Source organism: Enterobacter cloacae complex sp. 677-3DZ2D5B (assembly GCF_004136695.1).
GTDB lineage: Bacteria > Pseudomonadota > Gammaproteobacteria > Enterobacterales > Enterobacteriaceae > Enterobacter > Enterobacter hormaechei_C.
The window spans coordinates 133,301-157,362 of sequence record NZ_QFLS01000008.1 but is presented as its reverse complement, the minus strand read 5'-3'; the positions used below and the strand labels follow the sequence as shown (position 1 = coordinate 157,362).

Annotated in this window: 25 protein-coding genes and 2 tRNA genes; 13 read left to right on the top strand and 14 right to left on the bottom strand. The window is 55.6% G+C overall.

The annotated features are described in order from the left end of the window. The first annotated feature begins 136 nt into the window (after positions 1-136). Both DD597_RS13340 and groL read left to right on the top strand, forming a co-directional pair. The gene (locus DD597_RS13340) at positions 137-430 is read left to right on the top strand and encodes a co-chaperone GroES (RefSeq protein ID WP_003855929.1); all 294 of its coding nucleotides are present in this window, start codon (positions 137-139) and stop codon (positions 428-430) included. 40 nt (positions 431-470) lie between these two features. Next, positions 471-2,117, top strand: a complete 1,647-nt coding sequence (gene groL / locus DD597_RS13335) for a chaperonin GroEL (protein WP_003855930.1) — start codon at positions 471-473, stop codon at positions 2,115-2,117. A 65-nt stretch (positions 2,118-2,182) separates the two neighbouring features. Here the strand turns inward: groL and iadA are convergent, their stop codons facing one another. The 3 genes from iadA to DD597_RS13320 are packed head-to-tail and all read right to left on the bottom strand — an operon-like array spanning position 2,183 to position 4,462. Beyond that, a complete protein-coding gene (gene iadA / locus DD597_RS13330) occupies positions 2,183-3,346 on the bottom strand; it encodes a beta-aspartyl-peptidase (protein WP_045331816.1) in 1,164 nt (387 codons plus the stop codon). 10 nt (positions 3,347-3,356) lie between these two features. Further along, complete coding sequence (locus DD597_RS13325) at positions 3,357-3,818, bottom strand: YjiG family protein (protein ID WP_003855935.1); 462 nt, start codon at positions 3,816-3,818, stop codon at positions 3,357-3,359. Continuing rightward, positions 3,815-4,462, bottom strand: coding sequence for a nucleoside recognition domain-containing protein (locus tag DD597_RS13320; protein ID WP_129256278.1), 648 nt, complete (start codon positions 4,460-4,462; stop codon positions 3,815-3,817). The genes DD597_RS13325 and DD597_RS13320 overlap by 4 nt, the downstream gene beginning before the upstream one ends. 233 nt (positions 4,463-4,695) lie before the next feature. On the opposite strand from DD597_RS13320, the gene DD597_RS13315 reads away from it, so the two are divergent. Continuing rightward, a complete protein-coding gene (locus tag DD597_RS13315) occupies positions 4,696-5,049 on the top strand; it encodes a DUF4156 domain-containing protein (RefSeq protein WP_003855938.1) in 354 nt (117 codons plus the stop codon). A gap of 65 nt (positions 5,050-5,114) precedes the next feature. Here the strand turns inward: DD597_RS13315 and epmB are convergent, their stop codons facing one another. Beyond that, a complete protein-coding gene (epmB, locus tag DD597_RS13310) occupies positions 5,115-6,143 on the bottom strand; it encodes an EF-P beta-lysylation protein EpmB (protein ID WP_003855939.1) in 1,029 nt (342 codons plus the stop codon). A 40-nt stretch (positions 6,144-6,183) separates the two neighbouring features. On the opposite strand from epmB, the gene efp reads away from it, so the two are divergent. The 3 genes from efp (at position 6,184) to ecnB (ending at position 7,194) form a co-directional block, all read left to right on the top strand. Beyond that, complete coding sequence (gene efp, locus DD597_RS13305) at positions 6,184-6,750, top strand: elongation factor P (protein WP_003855940.1); 567 nt, start codon at positions 6,184-6,186, stop codon at positions 6,748-6,750. A 57-nt stretch (positions 6,751-6,807) separates the two neighbouring features. Further along, positions 6,808-6,939, top strand: coding sequence for an entericidin A/B family lipoprotein (locus DD597_RS13300; protein ID WP_003855941.1), 132 nt, complete (start codon positions 6,808-6,810; stop codon positions 6,937-6,939). A 108-nt stretch (positions 6,940-7,047) separates the two neighbouring features. Then, a complete protein-coding gene (gene ecnB / locus DD597_RS13295) occupies positions 7,048-7,194 on the top strand; it encodes a lipoprotein toxin entericidin B (RefSeq protein ID WP_003855942.1) in 147 nt (48 codons plus the stop codon). A gap of 37 nt (positions 7,195-7,231) precedes the next feature. Here the strand turns inward: ecnB and DD597_RS13290 are convergent, their stop codons facing one another. Beyond that, on the bottom strand, positions 7,232-7,831 hold the full coding sequence (locus DD597_RS13290; protein WP_022650247.1) for a LuxR C-terminal-related transcriptional regulator: 600 nt from the start codon (positions 7,829-7,831) through the stop codon (positions 7,232-7,234). A 262-nt stretch (positions 7,832-8,093) separates the two neighbouring features. Between DD597_RS13290 and sugE the strand changes: the two genes are divergently transcribed. Further along, on the top strand, positions 8,094-8,411 hold the full coding sequence (gene sugE / locus DD597_RS13285; RefSeq protein ID WP_015572453.1) for a quaternary ammonium compound efflux SMR transporter SugE: 318 nt from the start codon (positions 8,094-8,096) through the stop codon (positions 8,409-8,411). Here the strand turns inward: sugE and DD597_RS13280 are convergent. Both DD597_RS13280 and DD597_RS13275 read right to left on the bottom strand, forming a co-directional pair. Next, positions 8,408-8,938, bottom strand: a complete 531-nt coding sequence (locus DD597_RS13280; protein ID WP_129256277.1) for a lipocalin family protein — start codon at positions 8,936-8,938, stop codon at positions 8,408-8,410. The two genes, sugE and DD597_RS13280, sit on opposite strands and share 4 nt — an antisense overlap. Before the next feature lie 107 nt (positions 8,939-9,045). Then, positions 9,046-10,191, bottom strand: coding sequence for a cephalosporin-hydrolyzing class C beta-lactamase ACT-106 (locus DD597_RS13275; RefSeq protein ID WP_129256276.1), 1,146 nt, complete (start codon positions 10,189-10,191; stop codon positions 9,046-9,048). A 132-nt stretch (positions 10,192-10,323) separates the two neighbouring features. Between DD597_RS13275 and ampR the strand changes: the two genes are divergently transcribed. Then, positions 10,324-11,199, top strand: coding sequence for a LysR family transcriptional regulator AmpR (gene ampR, locus DD597_RS13270; protein ID WP_045618004.1), 876 nt, complete (start codon positions 10,324-10,326; stop codon positions 11,197-11,199). 29 nt (positions 11,200-11,228) lie between these two features. On the opposite strand, the gene frdD is transcribed toward ampR, so the two are convergent. Genes frdD through frdA form a run of 4 tightly spaced genes read right to left on the bottom strand, consistent with a single transcriptional unit; the run spans position 11,229 to position 14,522 of the window. After that, positions 11,229-11,588 carry a fumarate reductase subunit FrdD gene (gene frdD, locus DD597_RS13265; RefSeq protein WP_000609653.1) on the bottom strand — a complete coding sequence of 120 codons (360 nt, stop codon included), beginning with the start codon at positions 11,586-11,588 and terminating at the stop codon, positions 11,229-11,231. Positions 11,589-11,598: 10 nt separating this feature from the next. Next, positions 11,599-11,994 carry a fumarate reductase subunit FrdC gene (gene frdC, locus DD597_RS13260; RefSeq protein WP_023324035.1) on the bottom strand — a complete coding sequence of 132 codons (396 nt, stop codon included), beginning with the start codon at positions 11,992-11,994 and terminating at the stop codon, positions 11,599-11,601. Positions 11,995-12,004: 10 nt separating this feature from the next. After that, positions 12,005-12,739, bottom strand: a complete 735-nt coding sequence (locus DD597_RS13255) for a succinate dehydrogenase/fumarate reductase iron-sulfur subunit (RefSeq protein WP_003855955.1) — start codon at positions 12,737-12,739, stop codon at positions 12,005-12,007. Then, the gene (gene frdA / locus DD597_RS13250; protein ID WP_023324036.1) at positions 12,732-14,522 is read right to left on the bottom strand and encodes a fumarate reductase (quinol) flavoprotein subunit; all 1,791 of its coding nucleotides are present in this window, start codon (positions 14,520-14,522) and stop codon (positions 12,732-12,734) included. Before frdA ends, DD597_RS13255 begins: the two co-directional genes overlap by 8 nt. A gap of 310 nt (positions 14,523-14,832) precedes the next feature. Here frdA and epmA point away from each other — a divergent pair, with 310 nt between their 5' ends. Further along, positions 14,833-15,810: an elongation factor P--(R)-beta-lysine ligase gene (epmA, locus tag DD597_RS13245; RefSeq protein WP_003855960.1), complete on the top strand. Its 978-nt coding sequence runs from the start codon at positions 14,833-14,835 to the stop codon at positions 15,808-15,810. Between the two features lie 178 nt (positions 15,811-15,988). Further along, entirely contained in the window at positions 15,989-17,488 is a 1,500-nt protein-coding gene (yjeM, locus tag DD597_RS13240) for a glutamate/gamma-aminobutyrate family transporter YjeM (RefSeq protein WP_059294609.1), read from the top strand. Between the two features lie 36 nt (positions 17,489-17,524). On the opposite strand, the gene mscM is transcribed toward yjeM, so the two are convergent. The 3 genes from mscM to rsgA form a co-directional block, all read right to left on the bottom strand. Beyond that, positions 17,525-20,848 carry a miniconductance mechanosensitive channel MscM gene (gene mscM, locus DD597_RS13235; RefSeq protein WP_003855962.1) on the bottom strand — a complete coding sequence of 1,108 codons (3,324 nt, stop codon included), beginning with the start codon at positions 20,846-20,848 and terminating at the stop codon, positions 17,525-17,527. Between the two features lie 19 nt (positions 20,849-20,867). After that, positions 20,868-21,836, bottom strand: coding sequence for an archaetidylserine decarboxylase (gene asd, locus DD597_RS13230; protein WP_003855963.1), 969 nt, complete (start codon positions 21,834-21,836; stop codon positions 20,868-20,870). 98 nt (positions 21,837-21,934) lie between these two features. Further along, positions 21,935-22,987, bottom strand: a complete 1,053-nt coding sequence (gene rsgA, locus DD597_RS13225; RefSeq protein WP_063855851.1) for a small ribosomal subunit biogenesis GTPase RsgA — start codon at positions 22,985-22,987, stop codon at positions 21,935-21,937. A 107-nt stretch (positions 22,988-23,094) separates the two neighbouring features. Here rsgA and orn point away from each other — a divergent pair, with 107 nt between their 5' ends. The 3 genes from orn (at position 23,095) to DD597_RS13210 (ending at position 24,033) form a co-directional block, all read left to right on the top strand. After that, a complete protein-coding gene (orn, locus tag DD597_RS13220; protein ID WP_129256274.1) occupies positions 23,095-23,640 on the top strand; it encodes an oligoribonuclease in 546 nt (181 codons plus the stop codon). Positions 23,641-23,836: 196 nt separating this feature from the next. Then, positions 23,837-23,912 (top strand) — tRNA-Gly (locus tag DD597_RS13215). Positions 23,913-23,957: 45 nt separating this feature from the next. Then, a tRNA-Gly gene (locus DD597_RS13210) sits at positions 23,958-24,033 on the top strand. Positions 24,034-24,062: the final 29 nt, after the last annotated feature.

The following is a 24,062-nucleotide window of genomic DNA, read 5'->3' as shown; positions in this document are numbered from 1 at the left end:
CTTTCGCAAATTTTTTTTCGATTACCCCTTGAAGGGGTAAAAAGCTATCCCCATCTCTCAGGGCACTAGCCGGAAAACCGCATGCGGACCGGCGTCATCCATAACTGATAATGACTTTCTCAAAGGAGAGCTATCAATGAGTATTCGTCCGTTACATGATCGTGTGATCGTCAAACGTAAAGAAGTTGAAACCAAGTCTGCTGGCGGCATCGTTCTGACCGGTTCAGCAGCAGCAAAATCAACGCGTGGCGAAATCATCGCTGTCGGTAAGGGCCGCATCCTGGAAAACGGAACTGTGCAGCCACTGGACGTTAAAGTTGGTGACATCGTCATTTTCAACGATGGCTACGGCGTAAAATCCGAGAAGATCGACAATGAAGAAGTGTTGATCATGTCCGAGAGCGACATTCTGGCAATTGTTGAAGCGTAATTAACGCACGAAAACTGTACGAATTTGAGGAAATAAGAACATGGCAGCTAAAGACGTAAAATTCGGTAACGACGCTCGTGTAAAAATGCTCCGCGGCGTAAACGTACTGGCAGACGCAGTGAAAGTCACTCTGGGCCCGAAAGGCCGTAACGTAGTGCTGGACAAATCCTTCGGCGCGCCAACCATCACCAAAGATGGTGTTTCTGTTGCACGTGAAATCGAGCTGGAAGACAAGTTCGAAAACATGGGCGCACAGATGGTGAAAGAAGTTGCCTCTAAAGCGAACGACGCTGCCGGTGACGGTACCACCACCGCGACCGTACTGGCGCAGGCGATCATCACCGAAGGCCTGAAAGCCGTTGCTGCGGGCATGAACCCAATGGATCTGAAACGTGGTATCGACAAAGCCGTCGCTTCCGCTGTTGAAGAACTGAAAGCGCTGTCCGTACCGTGCTCTGACTCTAAAGCCATTGCTCAGGTTGGTACTATCTCCGCTAACTCCGACGAAACCGTAGGTAAACTGATCGCTGAAGCGATGGATAAAGTCGGTAAAGAAGGCGTGATCACCGTTGAAGACGGTACTGGTCTGGAAGACGAACTGGACGTGGTTGAAGGTATGCAGTTCGACCGCGGTTACCTGTCCCCATACTTCATCAACAAGCCAGAAACTGGCGCTGTTGAGCTGGAAAGCCCGTTCATCCTGCTGGCTGACAAGAAAATCTCCAACATCCGCGAAATGCTGCCAGTGCTGGAAGCCGTTGCGAAAGCAGGCAAGCCGCTGGTAATCATTGCTGAAGACGTTGAAGGCGAAGCGCTGGCGACCCTGGTGGTTAACACCATGCGTGGCATCGTGAAAGTGGCAGCGGTTAAAGCACCTGGCTTCGGCGATCGTCGTAAGGCGATGCTCCAGGATATCGCTACCCTGACCGGCGGTACCGTGATCTCCGAAGAGATCGGTATGGAGCTGGAAAAAGCGACTCTGGAAGACCTGGGCCAGGCGAAACGCGTTGTGATCAACAAAGACACCACCACCATCATCGACGGTGTGGGTGAAGAAGCCGCTATTCAGGGCCGTGTTGGTCAGATCCGTAAGCAGATCGAAGAAGCAACTTCCGATTACGACCGTGAAAAACTCCAGGAGCGCGTAGCGAAACTGGCAGGTGGCGTAGCGGTAATCAAAGTCGGTGCGGCTACCGAAGTTGAAATGAAAGAGAAGAAAGCACGCGTTGACGACGCCCTGCACGCGACCCGTGCTGCGGTAGAAGAAGGCGTGGTTGCTGGTGGTGGTGTCGCGCTGGTGCGTGTAGCCGCTAAACTGGCTGGCCTGACTGCTCAGAACGAAGACCAGAACGTGGGTATCAAAGTTGCGCTGCGCGCAATGGAAGCTCCGCTGCGTCAGATCGTGTCCAACGCCGGTGAAGAGCCGTCTGTGGTTGCGAACAAGGTGAAAGCGGGTGAAGGTAACTACGGTTACAACGCGGCAACTGAAGAATACGGCAACATGATCGACTTCGGTATCCTGGATCCAACTAAAGTGACCCGTTCTGCTCTGCAATACGCGGCATCTGTAGCTGGCCTGATGATCACGACCGAGTGCATGGTGACCGACCTGCCTAAAGGCGACGCGCCTGACTTAGGTGCTGCTGGTGGTATGGGCGGCATGGGTGGCATGGGCGGCATGATGTAATCATGCTGTTCTGAACCTCTCAGAACGAGCCCCGGGCAGCAATGCCCGGGGTTTTTTATTATCTTCTACTCAAACGTGCCTTTCACGCACACCACGCCTTCACGCACCATCTGGCGGCCTTTCGCCCAGACCTCACGGAGCTTCAGGTCATCCGTCAGCACCAGGAAATCGGCATCGCATCCGGGCGCGATCCGCCCTTTATGCTCCAGACCGAGAAACTCCGCCACGTTACGCGTAAATGGCAGAAGTGCCTCCTCCAGAGGCAGGTGATACCGGCCGACCAGCTGCTGTAGCGTATCAAGCAGGGACTCAAAACCCGCCACGCCAATGCCAACAAGATTACCGTTTGCGTCAAAATTCGGCTGGCTGCCGTTGCCATCCGAGCTGAGCGTGAGCCGGTTAAACGGCACCTGCGCGTCACGGGCCGTCGCGATGGCGGTAGCGGCATCAATGGGCTCACTGATGCTGGTGGTGATGTCGATGTACCCCCCTTCGCGGGCATAGTCCAGTGCGGCGTGGAACAGTGCCTGGGCGCGGTTGACGTGGGTTGGCAGCAGCTTCGTGCGAGGCACGTCGGCGTTATTCAGGATGTTAAGCAGTGGCTCCAGCAGTTTAGGGCTGTTGCCGAGGTGAAATACGGATATCCCCGCTTTGGCGCCCAGCAGCCCGCCGACGCGTGACTGGGCGGCCATATTCGCGAGCTGGTCATCTGCCGGTGCGGAAGAGCGATGGTCAGAAATCGCGCATTTCACGCCAATGATTTTATCAATTAGCGCCACATCCTTTTCGATACTGCCAGTGATCGTCGGAGAAGGCAGGCCATACGCGCCTGTCAGCATCCATGCGCTGATCCCTTCATGCTCAAGTGCCCGCGTTTTCGCCAGCAGCGACTCGGGATGGCGGGTCACGCCGTCGGTGCCCAGCAGGCCTACAACGGAGGTGATGCCAGCCGCCACCAGCGCAGACAATCGTACCTCTGGCGTCCGGGTGTGGGGACCGGCTTCACCGCCGCCGCCAATCAGGTGTACATGCTGATCGATAAACCCCGGGCAAACCACCGCTCCGGCGAGATCGCTTTCAGGGCAGTCTGGCCTCATTGTGGCGTGGCCAGCTTTTTCGACTGCGACGATTTTTCCTCCGGCAATCAGCAGATCGCAATGCCCAAGATCCTCGGGAGCGTAAAGCTGCGCATTGCGGAAAAGGTGCGGTTCCAGCACTGAAAAATCCATTTTTATCTCCTCAGAAGAGTAGTTGCATCACCCACATTGAGAGCAGGGCGTTAATGACGCAGACAGCGATGATGTGCGGATAATACTTCGGGTTGACGCCTGCGGTGCCAAGGCAACGGCCCGTGTTTTGCACCGGATTACCCATCAGATAGATGGCGGGCAGCAGGATGGTGGCATCGTGACCGTTGAGCGTGCCGGCAGCGACCAGACTGGCGCAGACCCCCACACCGCCCCCCATGCTCATCACCGAGGCCAGAAGAACCGTTGCCGCCGCACCCGGAAGTCCCCACAGAGCCATGATGGGCTCGCATACCTTGCCGACAATATCCAGCAGGCCGGTTACCTTGAGCGCCTGAATGATAACAAACGCCATGACCACGTTCGGCAGCAGGCTGGTGGTGGCGATGGTAAAGCCGCGGCGGGCGCCATCGATAAACAAGTCCATGATATTTTTACGCGACCGGGCGATCATTTTTCCTCCTGAGCGCAGCGAACTTCCATGTGGGCGATCCACAGTCGCAGAAAGTTCGCGCCAACAAATTTGAACACCAGAATGACGGCAAGCGGCGTGATTACGGGGACGGTAATAAAGGTAAAGAGTGCGGCGCCGGAAGAAAAATAGTTGGTAATAATGGCGCTACCGCTGGTCTGGAAGGTGGCGAAAATGGCGCGCTCATGGTCAGTAATTGCCCCTTCGTTGGTCAACTCTTTGGTCATCCCTGCGGCAGCATCAGTATTTTGCAGGTTGGCGATAAGCGCCAGAGAGCAAATGCCCGGCACGCCGAGCAGCGGGCGCAGAATGGGCGTCATAAGCTGTTGTGCGGCGCGCAGCCCGCCCAGCCCCTCGGTAACGGCAATGATCCCGAGCGATAAAATGACCGAGGGCGCCAGTTCAAGGGCAAACAAAAACCCATCTTTCGCTCCCGTGCCGCCCTCGCCGCGAAACGTCAGCGCACCGTTCACCGATCCAAAGCTGCCGTTCAGGACGGTAAAATCCAGCACGCGCCACCATTCGGTACTTTTGGCGAAAAAACCTGAGAAAAATACGATGGTGAGCACGAACGCCAGATAGCCCACCCAGGTTACTTTTTCCTCTCCTGAGGATGATGCACTCATGAAACCCCCTTTTTTGAGTCGCGTACAAAAGTTGTACGTCGCATCACTAAAAACGATCGGGGGCTAAAACACGATATCCCAAAGGTTATTATCAGAATTCATTTAAGATGTCGGAGGAGTGCCAGCGGAATCTGGCTCGCAGAAATGCTCAGCATTTTTCTTTTGGTCATCTTTTTAGTATAAGGTTTACACGCGGACAACTACTGTCCAGCTTATTGAAAACGAGGAATAACATGCGCATAAAAGTCTGTGCAGGGATTGTAGGTGCAGCATTGCTGCTGGCGGGTTGTAGCACCAGCAATGAGCTGACGGCAGCGGGCCAGAGCGTTCGCTTTGTGGAAGATAAGCCGGGCAGCGAATGCCAGCTGTTAGGCACCGCCACTGGCGAGCAAAGCAACTGGATGTCGGGGCAGCACGGCGAAGAGGGCGGCTCTATGCGCGGTGCGGCCAATGCCCTGCGTAATCAGGCTGCGGCAATGGGCGGCAACGTGATTTACGGGGTAAGCAGCCCGACGCAGGGGATGCTGTCCAGCTTTGTGCCAACCGCCAGCCAGATGAACGGCCAGGTCTATAAGTGCCCGAACTGATATAACCGTTTGATGGCGCTGCCGCTTTATCTCCAGGGCAGGTAAGCGTAGCGCCACCTGCCTTTTTACTGCTGACGCAGCTGCAAATCCAGCGGCGTCTTACTCGGCTCTCCGCCAATCTCACGTGCCAGCTTCGGCACCATATAACCTGAAACCAGCGTTAACAGCTCGCGCATAATCTTCCGGGCCTCTTCATCTGTCACCATGAAGTGCGCCGCGCCCTGGACGCGATCCAGAACATGCAGGTAATAGGGCATAACGCCCGCATCAAATAAGGCATTGCTGAGATCGGCCAGCACGCGGGCGCTGTCGTTCACGCCGCGCAGTAATACGCTCTGGTTGAGCAGCGTCACGCCTGCCTTTCGCATACGCGCCATTGCCGCACGAAAGTCCGCGTCAATTTCATTCGCGTGGTTGATATGGTTTACCAGCAGCACCTGCAAACGGGACTGCTCCAGGCGCGTGACCAGGGCGTCGGTGATACGCGCCGGGATGACGATCGGTAAACGGCTGTGAATGCGCAGACGCTTAATGTGCGGGATGGTCTCAAGCTGAGTCAGCAGCCAGTCCAGCTCATGATCTTTTGCCATCAGCGGGTCGCCGCCGGAAAAAATGATTTCATCCAGTTCCGGGTGCGCCGTGATGTAGTCCAGCGCCACCTGCCAGTTGCGCTTATTGCCCTGGTTTTCGGCGTACGGGAAGTGGCGACGGAAGCAATAGCGGCAATTTACCGCGCAACCACCCTTAACCAGCAGCAGGGCACGATTGCGGTATTTATGCAGCAAACCCGGTACGACACTGTTCTGCTCTTGCAGCGGATCGGTGCTGTAGCCGGGGGCGGTAATAAACTCATCCTGAGAGGTAAGCGTTTGTTTTAATAACGGATCATCAGGATTGCCCTTTTCCATTCGGGCAACAAACGCGCGGGGAACGCGCAGGGCGAAAAGGCGTTTCGCCTCACGACCTGCACGCAACGCTTCGTGCTGTTCGAGGTCTAAAAGACGCAGCAATTCATCAGGACTGGTGATTACATCGGCAAGTTGCGATAACCAATCTTCTCTGGACGGGGTGTTTAGGGTTACAATATGCGCCATTTTGTGGCTTAGCTACCAGTTAACAAATTTAGAGGGCCTTATGGCAACGTACTATAGCAACGATTTTCGTGCTGGTCTTAAAATCATGATGGACGGCGAACCGTACGCGGTTGAAGCCAGCGAATTCGTTAAACCAGGTAAAGGCCAGGCATTCGCACGCGTAAAGCTGCGTCGCCTGCTGACCGGTACCCGTGTTGAGAAAACCTTCAAATCTACTGACTCCGCTGAAGGCGCTGATGTTGTCGATATGAACCTGACTTACCTGTACAACGACGGTGAGTTCTGGCACTTCATGAACAACGAAACCTTCGAGCAGCTGTCTGCGGACGCAAAAGCGATTGGTGACAACGCCAAGTGGCTGCTGGATCAGGCTGAGTGCATCGTGACCCTGTGGAACGGTCAGCCTATCGCGGTTACGCCTCCGAACTTCGTTGAGCTGGAAATCGTTGAAACCGATCCAGGTCTGAAAGGTGATACCGCAGGTACTGGCGGCAAGCCTGCCACTCTGTCTACCGGCGCTGTGGTGAAAGTGCCACTGTTCGTACAGATCGGTGAAGTGATCAAAGTGGATACCCGCTCCGGCGAATACGTATCCCGCGTGAAGTAATTTACGTCATGATGTAAGGCGCAGCGCCCGCTGCGCCTGATTTTGCAGGCAGGGAAGATGAAACGTACCGTTAAAATTCTGCTTCTGTTAGCGCTCTCCAGCGCAATTCTCTCCGGTTGCAACACCGCGCGTGGCATGGGTGAAGATATCCAGGATCTCGGCCATATCATTTCCCATGCGGCCAGCTAATTCCGTCTAATTTTCCTAAAAATTCTTCCTTTTCCGTCAAACGACAAGATCTTGTCTATTCTTAAGTTGCTATACACAAAATAACTTTGGCTATAAAAGGAAGATATTATGGTTAAGAAAACAATTGCAGCGATCTTTTCTGTTCTGGTGCTTTCTTCGGTACTGACTGCATGTAACACCACCCGTGGCGTAGGGGAAGATATCTCCGACGGTGGTAACGCGATTTCTGGCGCAGCAACCAAAGCTCAGAACTAATGAAAGCGACGGTACGGCAGGTCATTTCACCGTACCGTCAATTCTCCACTTCCTGTAGCGATAAAAACGGGGAGTAGCGCGTATCCATATGTAGCTTCATGCGGATATTGCGTTTGTACGTGTACACCGTTTTTCCGTTAATGCGCAGATTGCTGGCAATTTTCTGGTTGCTCGCGCCATCCATCCACAGGCTAAGAACTCTCTCTTCCTGACGCGTCAGTAACGGTGCTGCCATCTCCGGAAGCTCCGCGCTTGCGCATGACGTTAGCGCGTCATTTATCACCGCCGCTAGTTTTTCCAGATCGGTATTTTTGGAAAGAGAAGACCATATCGGAAACTGCGCCAGATAATCTGTCATCTCTTGCTCCTGGCCTGATTGCAGCATAATAAAAGGCAATGTTTCGCTGGCAATCAGCAGGGAGGATAGCTGCTGAAAATGGTGTAAATCCTGCCGGAAGCCAGATAAATCAGCGATGACCAGCGCAGGTTTCCATTGCAGGATATGCTCTCTGGCGAGGAAAAGATTATTCACCCCGGTTACGACGAAATGACCCGAAAACAGGTCTGAATGATTGACCCAGGCTTCAAATCCCGTGCGGGTGAAGTGACAACGGTCAATCAAAAGAATTTTGAACATAAAATTTTCGCAGTCGGCTAGTGGTTTGGCTTCCTGCCATCAGAAAGCCTATCATCATAGAGAAGTCGGATGAGTCATAAATGCCTGAACTCCGTGCCTTACTGAGGCTATTTCTTGCCTTAACGTGTTCATCAGAAAAAGTTTGAAAAAAAATTCCACGCTAACCAAAATATAAGGCGCAACCTCAGCCTTGCGGGACGACCCGTAAGCGCTTCACTCATCGGGGACGGCCCCAACTTGTCGTTAAGTTAAGGAGCCTGATATGTCCTGGATCGTTCTTGTTATTGCCGGTTTGCTCGAAGTGGTATGGGCAATTGGCCTGAAATATACCCACGGTTTTACCCGCCTGACGCCCAGCGTCATCACTATCGCCGCAATGATTGTCAGTATCGTCATGCTGTCATGGGCGATGCGAACCTTGCCAGTCGGAACGGCTTACGCTGTCTGGACGGGAATTGGCGCGGTAGGGGCTGCCATTACCGGCATTCTGCTGCTGGGGGAGTCTGCGAGTCTGGCGCGTATCGCCAGCCTCGCGTTAATCGTCGCGGGTATCATCGGGTTAAAACTCAGTACCCACTAATGCGGCTGTTTTACCCAGAGTAATTTCGTCACGTCAAACCCTTGCCGGGTCGCTATGTCCAGCATCTGCTGTTTCATTTCCGCCGGGATCGTTGGCGTGCGGGAGAGGATCCACAGATAGTTGCGATCCGGCCCACAGACCAGCGCGTGGCGGTACTCTCTGTCCAGCGCAATGACGTTATACCCGCCGTAGAATGGGCCGATGAAAGAGATTTTCATGGCCGCGCGGTTAGACGCGCCGGTGAAATAGGCCTGACCAACTGACTGCTGCCACATCTGGCGATCCGGGTTATAGCCGCGGTTAATGACCCGGATCCCGCCGTCATCCATCGCGCTGTAGCTGACCGTGACTTTCTCTAAGCCCCGTTCGAACTGATGATCCATTCGGGCGATTTCATACCAGGTGCCGAGGAAGCGCTGTGCGTCGAAATTACTGACTACCGTGACGCCAGGCGGAGGAGTAGGGGAACTGCAAGCAACCACTAAAAACGCGGCTGTTACTGCGGCAATAACAGGCAGAATGCGCATAGGAGTTTCCTTACTGTTTTTTGTTAAGTGTAGATGACAGCAGGGAAAATGCGGGAGATTGTGCAAGGGGGTTTTGCCGGGTAAGCGCAGCGCCACCCGGCAATGTTTTACTGTAACGCCTCGAGGATATGGTATGCCGCCTCAACGCGTGCCGGGTTCGGATAGCTTGTATTCGCGAGCATCACAATACCGATCCGCTTTTCAGGAATAAAGGCCACGTAGCTGCCAAACCCGCCAGTAGAGCCCGTTTTATGGACCCAGGACGCTTTGACCGGGGGAGCCGGTGGATTCACTTCTGCCACGGGCAACGGCGCCAGCGCTACCTTACTGTCGCTGCCTTCGACCACCGTGTTGGCCTCCACGGGCCAGTTGAGCATCTCCCAGCCCAGACCCTGATACATTGACCCGATACGCCAGTAGCGCGACTGCGCCAGCGCGATGCCCTGCTTAAGTGGGGCATCGGCAACCTTCTCCGGCGCCATGTTTGCCATGACCCAGTTCGCCATATCCTGCACGTTGGTTTTCACGCCATAGGCTTGTGCATCCAGCATTCCCGGCGAAACGCGCACCGCTTTACCGTCACGATAGCCCCAGGCGTAATGCGCCTCTTCCGCTTTCGGCACGTTAATCCAGGTGTGATGCAGCGCCAGCGGTTTGAATACTCGCTCGGTCATCGCCTGCTCGTAGCGCATGCCGGAAGGCTTAACCGCCAGCGCACCAAACAGGCCGATGCTGGCGTTGGCATAAAGGCGCGTTGTGCCTGGCTTCCACTGTGGCTGCCAGTGTTGATAGAAGCGCAGCAGGGAGGCGTCATCCGTCACCTCATCGGGCACCTGTAGCGGCAGACCGCCTGCGGTGTAGGTGGCGAGATCCAGCATTCGAATCCCTTGCCACTGCTTGCCCGTCAGCTCAGGCCAGTATCTGGTCACCGGATCGTCCAGCGAAATTTCACCGCGAGCAATGGCATCCCCACCTAAAACGCCGGTGAAGGTTTTACTTATAGAACCCAGCTCGAACAGGGTCTGAGGCGTAACGGGTTTATTCGCCGCGATATCGGCCTTGCCAAACGTGTAATAGTGCGGTTTTCCCTGATAAATAACGGCCACCGCCATGCCTGGAACAGACTGGGCTTTCATCAGCGGGGTAACCGTATTCGCGACCACCTCCGCCAGCTGTTTTTCTGACACTGGCGCGGCGAGAGCAGAGCAAGAGAGGCCCAGCAGCAGGGCGCAGCAAAGGGATTTTTTCATCATCAGTAATCTTCCGTAATAGCGAGTCAAGGGGATGTCCGGGCCCATCAGACAGGCGTAGTCTGTTGGATTTGACTGTGCCTGACAAACGGTTAAATTTAGCATTAGCTGTTAATTTTTCTAACGGAAGAGACCATGACGCGAAGCTATCTCCCCCTCAATTCGCTTCGGGCTTTTGAAGCCGCCGCGAGACATCTCAGCTTTACGCATGCGGCCATTGAGCTGAACGTGACCCATTCAGCCATTAGCCAGCATGTGAAAACGCTGGAGCAGCACCTGAACTGTCAGCTGTTCGTTCGCGTGTCGCGCGGGCTGATGTTGACTACCGAGGGTGAAAATTTACTGCCGGTGTTGAATGATTCTTTCGATCGTATAGCCGGAATGCTGGATCGCTTCGCTAACCATCGTGCGCAGGAGAAGCTGAAAATCGGCGTGGTGGGTACATTTGCCACCGGGGTTTTATTCTCGCAGCTGGAGGATTTTCGCCGTGGCTATCCGCACATCGATCTTCAGCTTTCCACCCATAACAACCGCGTTGATCCGGCTGCCGAAGGGCTTGACTATACGATCCGCTACGGTGGCGGGGCGTGGCACGGCACCGAGGCTGAATTCCTTTGTCATGCGCCGCTCGCGCCGCTGTGTACGCCCGATATCGCCGCCAGTCTGCACAGTCCGGCCGACATCCTCAGGTTTACGCTGCTGCGCTCTTACCGACGCGATGAATGGACCGCGTGGATGCAGGCGGCCGGCGAGCATCCCCCTTCGCCAACGCACCGCGTGATGGTATTTGATTCGTCCGTGACCATGCTGGAGGCCGCTCAGGCAGGGGTGGGCATTGCCATTGCGCCTGTCGATATGTTTACCCATCTGTTAGCCAGCGAGCGCATTGTGCAGCCCTTTGCGACGCAGATTGAGCTCGGTAGCTACTGGCTGACCCGATTGCAGTCCCGGGCAGAAACGCCAGCCATGTGCGAATTTTCCCGGTGGCTGGTGGAGAAGATGAAAAAGTAAAAAGCCCGCCGGATGGCGGGCCTGTTCAGTCAGATGGTGACCACGGCAATCAACGTGACGACCGTCAGAATGGTCGCCAGACCGTAGAAGACCCATTTACCGCTTGGCACATGGATTTTCAGATCGTGCATCGCATGGTGGATACGGTGCAGACCACACCACAGCGGCAGGACGATCATCAGGAAGATGAACACGCGGCCAATAAAGCTGCTCGCAAAGGCCAGTACGCGCTCATAGCTCAGCGCATCGCCCGGGAACAACCCCAGCGGCAGCATGATCCCGACCAGCAGGATAATGACCGGGGCAATAATGGCGCTCCACATGCCGCCTGCGCCAAACAGCCCCCAGAAAACCGGCTCGTCTGAACGTTTTGGATTTGGATTGATCACAGTAGTCTCCTTACCAGAACAGTGCGACAAACAGAATGACCACAGAGACAACTGCTGTCACTGCCCAGAGCCCTTTAATGACCGGCTCTGGCCCCATTTTTTCGCCTTTTACAATGATGTTCGCTGCTTTTGGCGCCAGTTCAAACCAGGTTTTGGTATGAAGCAGCGCGGCGGCGAGCACAATCAGGTTCAGTACTACGATGATTGGGTTTTGCAGGAAGCCCACAAAACTGGCCCAGGCTTCCGGGCCGTGCTTGAGGGCATACACCCCGTACATCAGTTCGAGGCTGAACCAGACCGCGGGAATTGCCGTGCCTTCACGCAGCATATAGAAGCGATAAAACGGCAGTTTTTTCCACCAGGTGGACGGCATTGGTCGCACGTAGGCTTTGCGTTTAGTCGTCATCATGCACTCCTTAGCGTGGTTTCAGGGTAGCGATAAGAAAGTCTTTCGAGCTTTCCACCTTACCCTGCTGAATGGCGGCGGCCGGGTCGACATGCTTCGGACAGACTTCGGAGCAGTAACCGACAAACGTGCAGGTCCAGACCCCGTTCTGGCTGTTCAACTGGGCCATACGTTCTTTTTTGCCGTGGTCGCGGCTGTCTTCGTTATAGCGGTGCGCCAGGGTAATGGCGGCCGGGCCGATAAACTCAGGGTTCAGGCCAAACTGTGGACAGGCGGCGTAGCACAGGCCGCAGTTGATGCATCCGGAGAACTGATGGTATTTCGCCATCTGCGCGGGCGTCTGAGTGTTTGGCCCCTGATCCGGTGTGCGCGGGTTGCCGATGATGTACGGCTTAATCGCTTCGAGGCTTTCGATAAAGTGGGTCATGTCGACCACCAGATCGCGCTCAATCGGGAAATTGCCCAGCGCTTCAACCTTGATGCCTTTGGTGTAATCACGCAGGAAGGTTTTACACGCCAGCTTTGGCACCTTGTTGACCATCATGCCGCAGGAGCCGCAAATTGCCATGCGGCAGGACCAGCGGTAGCTCAGGTCTGGGGCCAGGTTATCTTTGATATAGCCGAGCGCATCCAGCAGGGAGGTTTGCTCGTCGTAAGGGACTTCATAGAAAGCGCTATGCGGCGCGGCGTCCACTTCCGGATTGTAGCGCACCACTTCAACTTTCAGTTTTTGCATCTCAGCCATTCGCCTTCTCCTTCTTATCGGCGGCTTCTGCTTCTGCACCGTACACGCGTTTCGCCGGTGGCAGCGTGGTGATTTTCACGTCGCTGTAGTCCAGACGGGTGGTGCCATCCGCATCGCGCCAGGCGAGAGTGTGTTTAAGGAAATTGACGTCGTCACGTTCAGTGCAGCCCTCATCCAGACGCTGGTGCGCGCCGCGGGACTCTTTACGCGCCAGGGCGGAATGGGCCATACATTCTGCGACGTTCAGGCCGTGGCCCAGTTCAATGGTATAAAGCAGTTCGGTATTGAATACGCTGGAAGTGTCGGTGATACGCACGCGCTTGAAGCGCTCCTGCAACTCCGCCAGCTTATCGACGGTTTTCTGCATCAGCTCTGGCGTACGGTAGATCCCGCAGCCTTCTTCCATCGACAGCCCCATTTCGTCGCGGATCTTCGACCAGTTTTCGTTACCTTCCTGGTTCACCAGGTCTTTCAGGCGTTTTTCGACGTCTACAACCTGCGCATCCAGCGCCGCGCTGTTAGCTTCACCTGCCGTTGCGGCACGCTCCACCGCACGTTCGCCCGCCATGCGACCAAAGACCACCAGCTCAGCCAGCGAGTTCGAGCCCAGACGGTTTGCGCCGTGCAGACCGACGGAGGAACACTCGCCCACCGCAAACAGCCCTTTGATGCGGGTTTCGCACTGCTGATCGGTTTCGATGCCGCCCATGGTGTAGTGCGCGGTTGGACGCACCGGGATCGGTTCTTTCACCGGATCGACGCCCACATACGCTTTCGCCAGCTCGCAGATAAACGGCAGACGCTCCAGCAGTTTCTTCTCGCCGAGATGACGCAGGTCGAGATGCACCACGTCGCCGCGCGGCGTTGAGATGGTGTTGCCTTTGCGCCACTCGTGCCAGAAAGCCTGAGAGACTTTGTCGCGAGGGCCGAGTTCCATGTATTTGTTTTTCGGCTCGCCAAGTGGGGTTTCCGGACCCATGCCGTAATCCTGCAAATAGCGATAGCCGTTTTTGTTGACCAGAATTCCGCCTTCACCGCGGCAGCCTTCCGTCATCAGTATGCCGGAGCCCGGTAGGCCGGTTGGGTGATACTGGACGAACTCCATATCACGCAGCGGGACGCCGTGGCTGAGCGCCATGCCCATACCGTCACCGGTGACGATGCCGCCGTTGGTGTTGTAGCGGTATACGCGGCCCGCGCCGCCCGTTGCCATCACCACCGCATTAGCGCGGATCTGGACAAGCGTGCCTTCCATCATGTTCATCGCCACCAGTCCGCGCGCATGACCGTCGTCGACCAGAATGTCGAGAACGAAATGTTCGTCAAAGCGCTGGATTTGTGGGAACTGGAGGGAGGTCTGGAACAGGGTGTGCAGCATGTGGAAGCCGGTCTTATCGGCGGCAAACCAGGTGCGTTCGATCTTCATGCCACCGAAGCGGCGGACGTTGACGCTCCCGTCCGGACGGCGGCTCCACGGGCATCCCCACTGTTCCAGCTGGGTCATCTCCGTTGGGCAATGGTGCACGAAGTAATCAACGACATCCTGTTCGCAAAGCCAGTCGCCCCCTGCAACCGTGTCGTGGAAATGGTATTCGAAGCTGTCATGATCCTGCGCGACGGCAGCGGATCCTCCTTCTGCGGCTACCGTGTGGCTGCGCATCGGATAGACTTTTGAAATCAATGCGATTTTAGCGTTCGGATTGGCTTGTGCCGCAGCAATTGCAGCGCGTAATCCAGCCCCGCCAGCGCCTATTACGGCAAGATCGGCTTGAAAAGTTTGCACGACATTCCTCCAGATTTTTGTTTTCCCGCAACGCGATGAGCTAAAGGACGTTCACCTGCCCGAACGGGCGATTGCGGAAGCGATTCCACTGCTCCTTTATGGGTAAAACAGTATAACCGCGTAGAAGGGAGGGAAATTTGACGTGTTCGATTTTTTTGCTGTTCTGTGCGGTGATTTATCATTGTGATTAATGAATGGCGTCACAGTATTTCTCTGTGCAATGAAAAGGGACTTTTACTGTGCAAAATTTGTCTCTGCCCCGGCTTACGAGTAGACTTCGTGCCCTTGTCTGAAAATGGAGAAATAACTCATGAGCGAAACGGCCACCTGGCAGCCGAGCGCATCCATTCCAAACCTGCTAAAGCGCGCAGCAATTATGGCGGAGATCCGCCGTTTCTTTGCCGACCGCGGCGTCCTGGAGGTGGAAACGCCGTGCATGAGTCAGGCGACGGTCACGGATATTCATCTGGTCCCGTTTGAAACCCGTTTTGTTGGCCCAGGCCACTCTCAGGGCATGAATCTGTATCTGATGACCAGCCCGGAATACCATATGAAGCGTCTGCTGGCGGCCGGGTGTGGTCCGGTCTATCAGCTGTGCCGTAGCTTCCGTAATGAAGAGATGGGCCGACACCATAATCCGGAATTCACCATGCTGGAGTGGTACCGCCCGCACTACGACATGTATCGTCTGATGAACGAAGTCGACGATCTGCTGCAACAGGTGCTGGATTGCGCGGAAGCTGAAACGCTCTCCTATCAGCAGGCCTTCCAGCGCCATCTGGAAATCGATCCGCTGTCGGCTGATAAAACACAGCTGCGTGAAGTGGCGGCAAAACTGGATCTGAGCAACGTGGCGGATAACGAAGAGGACCGCGACACGCTGTTGCAACTGCTGTTCACCTTTGGCGTTGAACCGCAAATTGGTAAAGATCGCCCGACGTTTGTCTATCACTTCCCGGCCAGCCAGGCCTCGCTGGCGCAGATCAGCACCGAAGATCACCGCGTGGCGGAACGGTTTGAGGTGTACTTCAAAGGCATTGAGCTGGCGAACGGTTTCCACGAGCTGACCGACGCGCGCGAACAGCAGCAGCGTTTCGAGCAGGATAACCGCAAGCGCAACGCGCGCGGTCTGCCGCAGCAGCCGATTGACACCAACCTGCTGGAAGCGCTTAAGGCCGGTTTGCCGGACTGCTCCGGCGTGGCGCTGGGTGTGGATCGTCTGGTCATGCTGGCGCTGGGTGCCGAGCAACTGGGCGATGTGATTGCCTTTACGGTCGATCGCGCCTGAAAAAATGCCGGGTGGCGCTGTCGCTTACCCGGCCTACTCGGTCATTTAACTCTGCCACATTAAAAACTGCTCTTTTCGCTATGCACGGGTCTTTTTCTTAAATTGACTCGGATAGCCACAATATTTGTCTGGTCATCTGCTACCATCCGCGCAGTTTAATTCCGTTTCGGATGGTTATATGTCTCACTCACTCAAAAAAATGACCCTTACCGGGCTCATTCTGATGATTTTTACGTCAGTCTTTGGCTTTGCCAATAGCCCGTCCGCGTTTTATCTGATGGGCTACAGCGCGACGCCGTTTTATATCGTTTCCGCTCTGTTCTTCTTTATCCCGTTTGCGCTGATGATGGCGGAGATGGGCTCGGCGTACCGGAAAGAAGAGGGTGGCATCTATTCGTGGATGAACAACAGCGTCGGCCCCCGTTACGCGTTTATCGGTACGTTCATGTGGTTTTCATCCTACGTCGTCTGGATGGTCAGCACGGCGGCCAAGGTCTGGGTGCCGTTCTCAACGTTTCTCTTCGGTGCGGATAAAACGCAGGTCTGGTCTCTGGCGGGGCTGAGCTCCACGCAGGTGGTCGGTATTCTGGCGGTGTGCTGGATGGTGGTGGTCACGCTGGTGGCCTCGAAAGGCATCAACAAAATTGCCCGTATCACTGCCGTTGGCGGTATTTCCGTGATGTGCCTGAACCTGGTGCTGCTGCTGGTCAGCATCGCCATTCTGTGCCTGAACGGCGGGCATTTCGCACATGAAGTCAACTTCGTTTCATCGCCTAATCCGGGTTACCAGTCCGGACTGGCCATGCTCTCCTTCGTGGTGTTTGCCATCTTTGCTTACGGTGGAATTGAAGCCGTGGGCGGCCTGGTCGACAAAACCGAAAATCCGGAAAAGAACTTCGCCAAAGGCATTATCTTTGCCGCCATCGTCATATCCATTGGCTACTCACTGGCGATTTTCCTCTGGGGCGTCAGCACCAACTGGCAGCAGGTACTGAGCAATAACACCACCAACCTCGGCAACATTACCTACGTGTTGATGAAAAGCCTGGGGGTGACGCTGGGCAACGCCATGGATCTCGCGCCGGAAACGTCGGCCACCCTGGGGATCTGGTTTGCGCGGATTACCGGTTTGTCGATGTTCCTCGCCTATACTGGCGCGTTCTTCACGTTGATCTACTCGCCGCTGAAAGCGATTATTCAGGGGACGCCAAAGGCGCTGTGGCCTGCACGTATGACTCAGCTGAACGCTGCCGGTATGCCTGCCAACGCGATGTGGATGCAGTGCATGCTGGTGTGCGTGTTCATTCTGCTGGTGTCCTTCGGCGGTGATACCGCGTCGGCGTTCTATAACAAGCTGACCCTGATGGCAAACGTATCGATGACGCTTCCGTATCTGTTCCTGAGCCTGGCGTTCCCGTTCTTTAAGGCGAAGCAGGATCTGGAACGACCGTTTGTGATCTTCAAAACCCGTGCGGCGACGCTGCTGGCGACCACTGTTGTGGTGCTGGTCGTCGCGTTCGCTAACATTTTTACCGTCATTCAGCCCGTTGTTGAGGCAAATGACTGGAACAGCACGCTGTGGATGGTTGGCGGACCGATCTTCTTCTCGCTGCTGGCAATGGGGATTTATGAGCATTACCGTCGTCGCTCGACGGCCTGTGTAGCAGAAGTGGCATAAAGGATTGACCCCCTCCCGATGGGGAGGGGGAAAGGATTACAAACTTCCCGCCGGGCGCGTACGCGCCGCTGACGTCAACGTTCTTCCCGTCTTACGTCCGTCCAGCGTTTCCAGACGCATCTGGAACGGTGGGAACGGCATATCAATTCCGTGCTCGCGGAAGCCAGCCAGAATCAGCTGGTGGATCTCATGGCGCAGCGGCATACGGTGTCCCATCTCGGCGGCGTAGATACGCAGCTCGAAAATCTGGATCCCCTGCTGCAAATCAACCAGGAAGACTTCCGGCGGTGGGTTGTCGATTACCAGCGAACAGCGTTCAGCAGCCGTATACAGGATCTGCGTCACCTCTTCGCTGTTGGCATCCGACGGAGCGGGTACGGTCAGCACCACACGCGTGACGGAGTCGGACAGCGACCAGTTGATAAACTGCTCGGTGATAAATGCCTTGTTCGGGACGATGATCTCTTTACGGTCCCAGTCGCTGATGGTGGTGGCACGGGTGTTGATCCTGGTGACGCTGCCGGTGAGATCGCGGATGGTCACCGTATCACCAATTCGAATCGGCTTTTCAAACAGAATGATCAGACCAGAAACGAAGTTGGCAAAAATCTCCTGTAAACCAAAGCCCAGGCCTACGGTCAGGGCGGCAACCAGCCATTGCAGTTTTGACCATTCGATACCAATCATCGAGAAGCCGACCAGCCCACCAAACAGCATGATTAAATACTTGGTGATGGTGGTGATGGCATAGCCTGTGCCTGGGGTTAAATCCAGATGCTGCAACAGCGCCAGCTCCAGCAAGGCAGGGAAGTTACGTATCAGCTGGGTGGTGATGATCAGCACCAGAATCGCAATCAGCACGGCCCCTAAGGTGATGGGCTCCAGGCTTTCGACTCCCTGCACCGTGGATGTCACATCCCATAAAGAGATGTTCTCCAGGAAGCCAAACGCGGAGTGGATTTCTGACCACAGGTAGATCACCGACAGCAGGGCAACCAGCATCAGAATTGAGCGTACCAGCCGCAGGGACTGAGTACTTATCGCATCCAGATCCAGTTCGACGTCATCAGCGTCTGTAGTCCCTTCGGTGCTGTTGACGTGGTTTGGCTCTTCCTCACCCCGCGCGCGCTGGGCCAGAATTTCTGCGCGACGATGTTTAGCACGGTCAAACGCCAGACGACGACGCTGGATCAGCATGCCGCGGCGGATAACATGGTAGACCACCAGCAGCAGGAACCAGATGGCCACCGACGTTTCCAGTCGGGCGAGCAGCGCCTGCGACGTGGCGAGATAACCGACCGCTGCCGCCAGCATCGCCGCCAGCGGCGCGCTGAGCAGCAGGTTCCACAGCAGACGGTTTAACATGTTATCGCCGCTGCCGGTCTTGTCGAGATAGAGCGGGATCCCGGCGCGTTTCAGGCTGAGCGTCACTACCGCTAACGCCCCGCAGATCAGCATAAAGCACAGCCGTCCCAACGAGCCGGAGAACTCCCGGTCATTGAGATTATCGAACATGATCAACGCCATAATCAGCGGCACAATCAGCCCGATACTCATCAGGTAGTAACGCATCGCCCGCGCAACGCGATTACGCGGCCAGCCAAAGTGAGCGATGAACAGACCATTTGGCCGCGCAAACGTGGCGCAAATCATCACCACCCACAGCAGCGGAACGGTGGCGGTCACGCCATCGCCAATCGCGACGGCAAGCGGGTAGGGCCAGGCTTCACGCAGTCCGTATCCGAGCGTCATCCACAGCACCGGCAGCGGAGACGCGACCAGAATTGACCAGAACACCGTACGCAACGTCAGCCAGAAGTGATCCTGGGTTACTTTTCCCACTCGGGCGCTGGAGCGCTCAAGGAAACGGGTAAAGTGACGACGGGAATAAATACTGAAGCCCACCAGAATCAGCGCCCCCAGCAACGGGAAGATAGTCTCCTTACTGGTTATCATCATTACGCTGGCGAGGCCCAGCTGGCTAAAGGTGTCCAGCGAAATGAGGCGGCGCAGATCCTGCACGATCTCAATCGGCCAGGCGAAGGTCATCGGCCGCACGTCGGACGTCCAGAAAAGGTAACGGTGCGTGGCTTCGTTGACCTCTTTCAGCGCATCCTCCAGCTGGCTATTCGAGACTTTCAGCTTGGTCAGCTCAAGGATCAGCGTATCGCCCCCCTGCAACAGGGAATTGAGCAGTTCGCGTTGGGTGCGCAGCTGCGCTTCCAGAATACGACTTTGCTCGCCGGTGAGCGGCTGTCCGTCAGCCTGACGGATCTGGCGGATTTGCGGCTGCTTGTTGAGGAGATCTTCATAATGAAGACGCTGAACACGCAGCTGCGCCATCTCCGTATCAAGCTGCTGTGGTTTTGGCATCTCTGGCAGACGGGCCACCTGCGCGCGTAACGCTTCGCCCAACAGGTTAGACGAGCCAAGCCACTGGGACTGTTCACGCAGCGTGTTGAGTGCCTGACGAACCTGAAGGGTTTGATTGGTAGCCTGACGCTGCTGCGAGGCCACCAAATCCATGCGCTGCGCCTGCTGATTCAGCGCAGCAGAAAGCTCGCGGTTAACCTTAAACTGGGCGACGATGCTGTCGGGCAGGTTAGCGCTGTTTTCGGCCAGTAATTCTGTGCTTTCCAGAGCACGTTCAGCTTCACGCTGACGCTGGCTGTTGAGTTGATTTCTCAGCGCCTGGAGATACGCATCCAGCTGCTGGCTCTGCTTCTGCGCCAGCTCGGAACGCATCCGCGACAGCTCCTGGCGGTTGTTAGCGGAAAGCTGCGCCAGCTCCAGTTCATCAACCAGGGCTTTTAGTCTGGCGGATTCCGCCTGCAACCCAAGATTTTGCGCCTGATTCTGCGGTGTGCTGCCTGTCTGCGTCCCGATGCGGCGTTCCACCTCATTTAACTGACGGCGGGCATCGGTTTGCTGCTGTGGAAGCTGACTGAGGGAATCGGCAATTTCACGCGCCCGTTCCTGCTCCTGCTGCGCCAGACGGCTTTTTTCCAGCAGCTGGCTGCTGACTTGCAGGATCTCCTGATTCAGCGCCTCGGACGTCATCCCCGCGGGGACCTGGCGTGGTTCATCGCGCAGGTTGTTTAGCTGCGAGCGCAGGGTCTGAGAGAGTTTGGGGAAATTGTCGATAACCTGTTGATACTGCTGCGCGCGCTCAAGGGAACCCTTTCGTTCCTCAAGCGCGTTCAGTGCAGACTGGAGTGACTCAACGGTCTCCGGCTGAGCGGGTTTTGCCGCTTTTGCCTGCTCCAGCTCCTGGGTTATCTGTTTGGCGTCGGGGGCCGTCGCTGCGTACGCCCCCATGCTGAGGCACCAGGCCATCAGTAATACGATAATCGGGCGCACGTCAGCGATCCTTCTGTTGTTAGCCTTCGTCTTTTTTGTCGTCAACCAGCGGGCTGGCGTCGTGCTCGGCTTTGATCTCATCTTCCGGCAACGGGGCTGGCGCAACGTCTGGTGTTGCAAAGACCTCCGTCGATACTGCCAGAGGCTGGCCGAGTTTGGTCACGGACAGGCTTTCCAGCTCGTCGACCAGGTTAACTTTGCCCGGAGCGAACAGGTTGATGACCGTTGAGCCCAGCTTGAAGCGGCCCATTTCCTGACCTTTCAGCAGGGCCACAGAACCTTCTTCTTCGCCGGCAGGCCAGGTCCAGCGCTTGATCACGCCTTCGCGTGGCGGAGTAATGGTGCCCGCCCAGACGGTTTCGATGCTGCCTACAATGGTAGCACCCACCAGAATCTGCGCCATTGGGCCAAATTCAGTATCAAACAGGCAGATGACGCGCTCGTTACGGGCAAACAGGTTAGGAACGTTTTGCGCCGTCAGGTGATTGACGGAGAACAGATCCCCCGGCACGTAAATCATCTCGCGCAGAATACCGTTACACGGCATATGCACGCGGTGGTAATCGCGCGGGGAGAGATAGGTGGTCGCGAAAGTCCCGTTACGGAACAGATCGGCCATTATGTAGTTACCGGCCAGCAGCGCTTCCAGGCTGTAGTTATGGCCTTTCGCCTGCAAAATTTTGTCGTTTTCAATTTTACCCAGCTGGCTGATCACGCCGTCCGCTGGCATCACCAGCACGTTCGGGTCGGTATTCAGCGGACGCACTTCGTCGCGCAGCGGACGCACAAAAAATTCGTTGAAGGTACGATAGCTTGCCGTATCCGGCTTCTGCGCTTCTTTCATGTCGACCTTGTAGTATTTCACGAACAGGTCGATGACCAGTTTGGTCAGCCAGCCCGCTCGTTTGCTCGCGCCCCAGCCCGCCAGGCGAGTGAGCCACAGTTTCGGCAGAATGTATTGAAGCGAAAGTTTAAATGAGTTTAACAAGGTAGCCTCCAGGCCATTGTTTTGTCGTTCCTGATCCGGCATTACGCTGCCGGAACCTGAAAAAAAGGGGACGATTTTAGCGACGCTTAGCTTAGTTGTCAGTTATCAGAATCAGAAAAGTTTTTACGCGTTTTTACCTGGTCCATGCTTTCGAGAATACGGTGGTAATTTTCGAAACGGGTTTCCGCAATTTCACCGTTCTCCACCGCTTCGCGGATGGCGCAGCCCGGATCGTTGTCATGTTTACAGTCGCGGTATTTGCAAGCGCCTAAATAGTCATGGAATTCGACAAATCCGTTAAAGATTTGTTCCGGCTCGAGGTGCCAGAGACCAAATTCACGCACGCCCGGGGAGTCAATCACATCGCCGCCGTGCGGGAAGTGATAGAGACGTGAGGCGGTGGTGGTGTGCTGGCCCAGCCCGGAGACGTCCGACACATCGTTGGTCAGGATCTCCTGCTGAAGGCCGAGCAAATTGTTAAGCAGGCTGGATTTACCCACGCCGGACTGCCCTGCAAAGATGCTGATGCGGTCGGTTAGCGCATCTTCCAGCGGCTTCAGGCCGTCTTTGGTGCGGCTGGAAACCATCAACACGCGATAGCCAATGTTGCGGTAAATATCCATCTGCTCATTGACAAAGGCCATGGCCTCGTCATCCAGCAGATCGATTTTATTCAGCACAATAAGCGGTTCAACCTGTAGCGTTTCGCAGGCCACCAGATAACGGTCAATAATGTTGAGTGAAAGCTCAGGCAAAATCGCCGAAACGATCACGATCTGGTTAATGTTGGCGGCAATGGGCTTCACGCCGTCGTAGAAATCCGGACGGGTCAGAACCGACGTGCGTTCATGCACGGCTTCAACGATACCTTTAACCGTTACCCCTTCTGCCGCCTCTTTGCCTGGACGCCAGACCACGCAGTCACCGGTCACCAGGGAACGGATGGTGCGACGGATATTGCAACGGTGGATATCCCCGTCGGCAGATTCGACATCGGCGTGCATGCCGAAGCGGCTAATCACAACGCCTTCTGTCGCTTCGCCAAACAGGTTGTCGTCGTAATCGGGCTTCTCCGTAGTGGTTTTAAGACGGCGCTGGTGATTTGCATTCACGCGGCGCTGCTGCCCTTTGGAGAGTTTATTTTTACTCAATCGCGCTGGCTCCTGGTCGCCCGTAGCGGGCAAAACCTCTATGATACACTCTAATTAATACTAGTTAACCTGCTACTGCCGGTTATGCGAGAAGGGTGGAAAATAACATGATCGCGGACGAAAACAACCTGATTTGGATCGATCTGGAGATGACCGGCCTTGATCCCGAGCGCGATCGCATTATTGAGATCGCCACACTGGTCACCGATGCCAACCTCAATATTCTGGCGGAAGGCCCAACGATTGCCGTGCACCAGTCCGATGACCAGCTTGCGCTGATGGATGAGTGGAACGTGCGTACCCATACCGGCAGCGGGCTGGTGGAACGCGTGAAGGCCAGCACCCTGGGCGACCGCGAAGCGGAGCTGGTGACGCTTGAATTTCTGAAGCAGTGGGTGCCGGCAGGAAAATCGCCTATCTGTGGCAACAGCATTGGTCAGGATCGTCGTTTCCTGTTTAAGTACATGCCGGAGCTGGAGTCCTACTTCCACTACCGCTATCTGGATGTGAGCACCCTGAAAGAGCTGGCCCGCCGCTGGAAACCGGAAATTCTCGACGGCTTCACAAAGCAGGGGACGCACCAGGCGATGGATGACATCCGTGAGTCTGTTGCGGAGCTGGCGTACTATCGCGAAAACTTTATTAAGCTCTGATTTTGCGATCCGGCGCCTTGCGTGGCCGGGTTTTTGTCGCTAAATTGTTCAGCTTGCCGATTAAATAAGCACTTGAACTGAATTTCAAAAAAATCGCTTTGAGGGGGGTTGCAGCTAAACGGATTTCTCGTATAATGCGCCTCCCGTAACGACAGAGAATTACACGTTACGACAGCAACAAAAGCAGTACAGATTTGCGGGAATAGCTCAGTTGGTAGAGCACGACCTTGCCAAGGTCGGGGTCGCGAGTTCGAGTCTCGTTTCCCGCTCCAAAATTTGAAAAGTATCGCAAGATACGCCAGCACCAGAACACCCAAGCGGGAATAGCTCAGTTGGTAGAGCACGACCTTGCCAAGGTCGGGGTCGCGAGTTCGAGTCTCGTTTCCCGCTCCAAAATTTGAAAGTATCGCAAGATACGCATA

What these genes read in the sequence shown, in the direction of transcription:
- DD597_RS13340 (WP_003855929.1), top strand. Translation starts at nt 137, where the DNA reads ATGAGTATTCGTCCGTTACATGATCGTGTGATCGTCAAACGTAAAGAA.
- groL (WP_003855930.1), top strand. Translation starts at nt 471, where the DNA reads ATGGCAGCTAAAGACGTAAAATTCGGTAACGACGCTCGTGTAAAAATG.
- iadA (WP_045331816.1), bottom strand. Translation starts at nt 3,346, where the DNA reads ATGGATTTTTCAGTGCTGGAACCGCACCTTTTCCGCAATGCGCAGCTT.
- DD597_RS13325 (WP_003855935.1), bottom strand. Translation starts at nt 3,818, where the DNA reads ATGATCGCCCGGTCGCGTAAAAATATCATGGACTTGTTTATCGATGGC.
- DD597_RS13320 (WP_129256278.1), bottom strand. Translation starts at nt 4,462, where the DNA reads ATGAGTGCATCATCCTCAGGAGAGGAAAAAGTAACCTGGGTGGGCTAT.
- DD597_RS13315 (WP_003855938.1), top strand. Translation starts at nt 4,696, where the DNA reads ATGCGCATAAAAGTCTGTGCAGGGATTGTAGGTGCAGCATTGCTGCTG.
- epmB (WP_003855939.1), bottom strand. Translation starts at nt 6,143, where the DNA reads ATGGCGCATATTGTAACCCTAAACACCCCGTCCAGAGAAGATTGGTTA.
- efp (WP_003855940.1), top strand. Translation starts at nt 6,184, where the DNA reads ATGGCAACGTACTATAGCAACGATTTTCGTGCTGGTCTTAAAATCATG.
- DD597_RS13300 (WP_003855941.1), top strand. Translation starts at nt 6,808, where the DNA reads ATGAAACGTACCGTTAAAATTCTGCTTCTGTTAGCGCTCTCCAGCGCA.
- ecnB (WP_003855942.1), top strand. Translation starts at nt 7,048, where the DNA reads ATGGTTAAGAAAACAATTGCAGCGATCTTTTCTGTTCTGGTGCTTTCT.
- DD597_RS13290 (WP_022650247.1), bottom strand. Translation starts at nt 7,831, where the DNA reads ATGTTCAAAATTCTTTTGATTGACCGTTGTCACTTCACCCGCACGGGA.
- sugE (WP_015572453.1), top strand. Translation starts at nt 8,094, where the DNA reads ATGTCCTGGATCGTTCTTGTTATTGCCGGTTTGCTCGAAGTGGTATGG.
- DD597_RS13280 (WP_129256277.1), bottom strand. Translation starts at nt 8,938, where the DNA reads ATGCGCATTCTGCCTGTTATTGCCGCAGTAACAGCCGCGTTTTTAGTG.
- DD597_RS13275 (WP_129256276.1), bottom strand. Translation starts at nt 10,191, where the DNA reads ATGATGAAAAAATCCCTTTGCTGCGCCCTGCTGCTGGGCCTCTCTTGC.
- ampR (WP_045618004.1), top strand. Translation starts at nt 10,324, where the DNA reads ATGACGCGAAGCTATCTCCCCCTCAATTCGCTTCGGGCTTTTGAAGCC.
- frdC (WP_023324035.1), bottom strand. Translation starts at nt 11,994, where the DNA reads ATGACGACTAAACGCAAAGCCTACGTGCGACCAATGCCGTCCACCTGG.
- DD597_RS13255 (WP_003855955.1), bottom strand. Translation starts at nt 12,739, where the DNA reads ATGGCTGAGATGCAAAAACTGAAAGTTGAAGTGGTGCGCTACAATCCG.
- epmA (WP_003855960.1), top strand. Translation starts at nt 14,833, where the DNA reads ATGAGCGAAACGGCCACCTGGCAGCCGAGCGCATCCATTCCAAACCTG.
- yjeM (WP_059294609.1), top strand. Translation starts at nt 15,989, where the DNA reads ATGTCTCACTCACTCAAAAAAATGACCCTTACCGGGCTCATTCTGATG.
- orn (WP_129256274.1), top strand. Translation starts at nt 23,095, where the DNA reads ATGATCGCGGACGAAAACAACCTGATTTGGATCGATCTGGAGATGACC.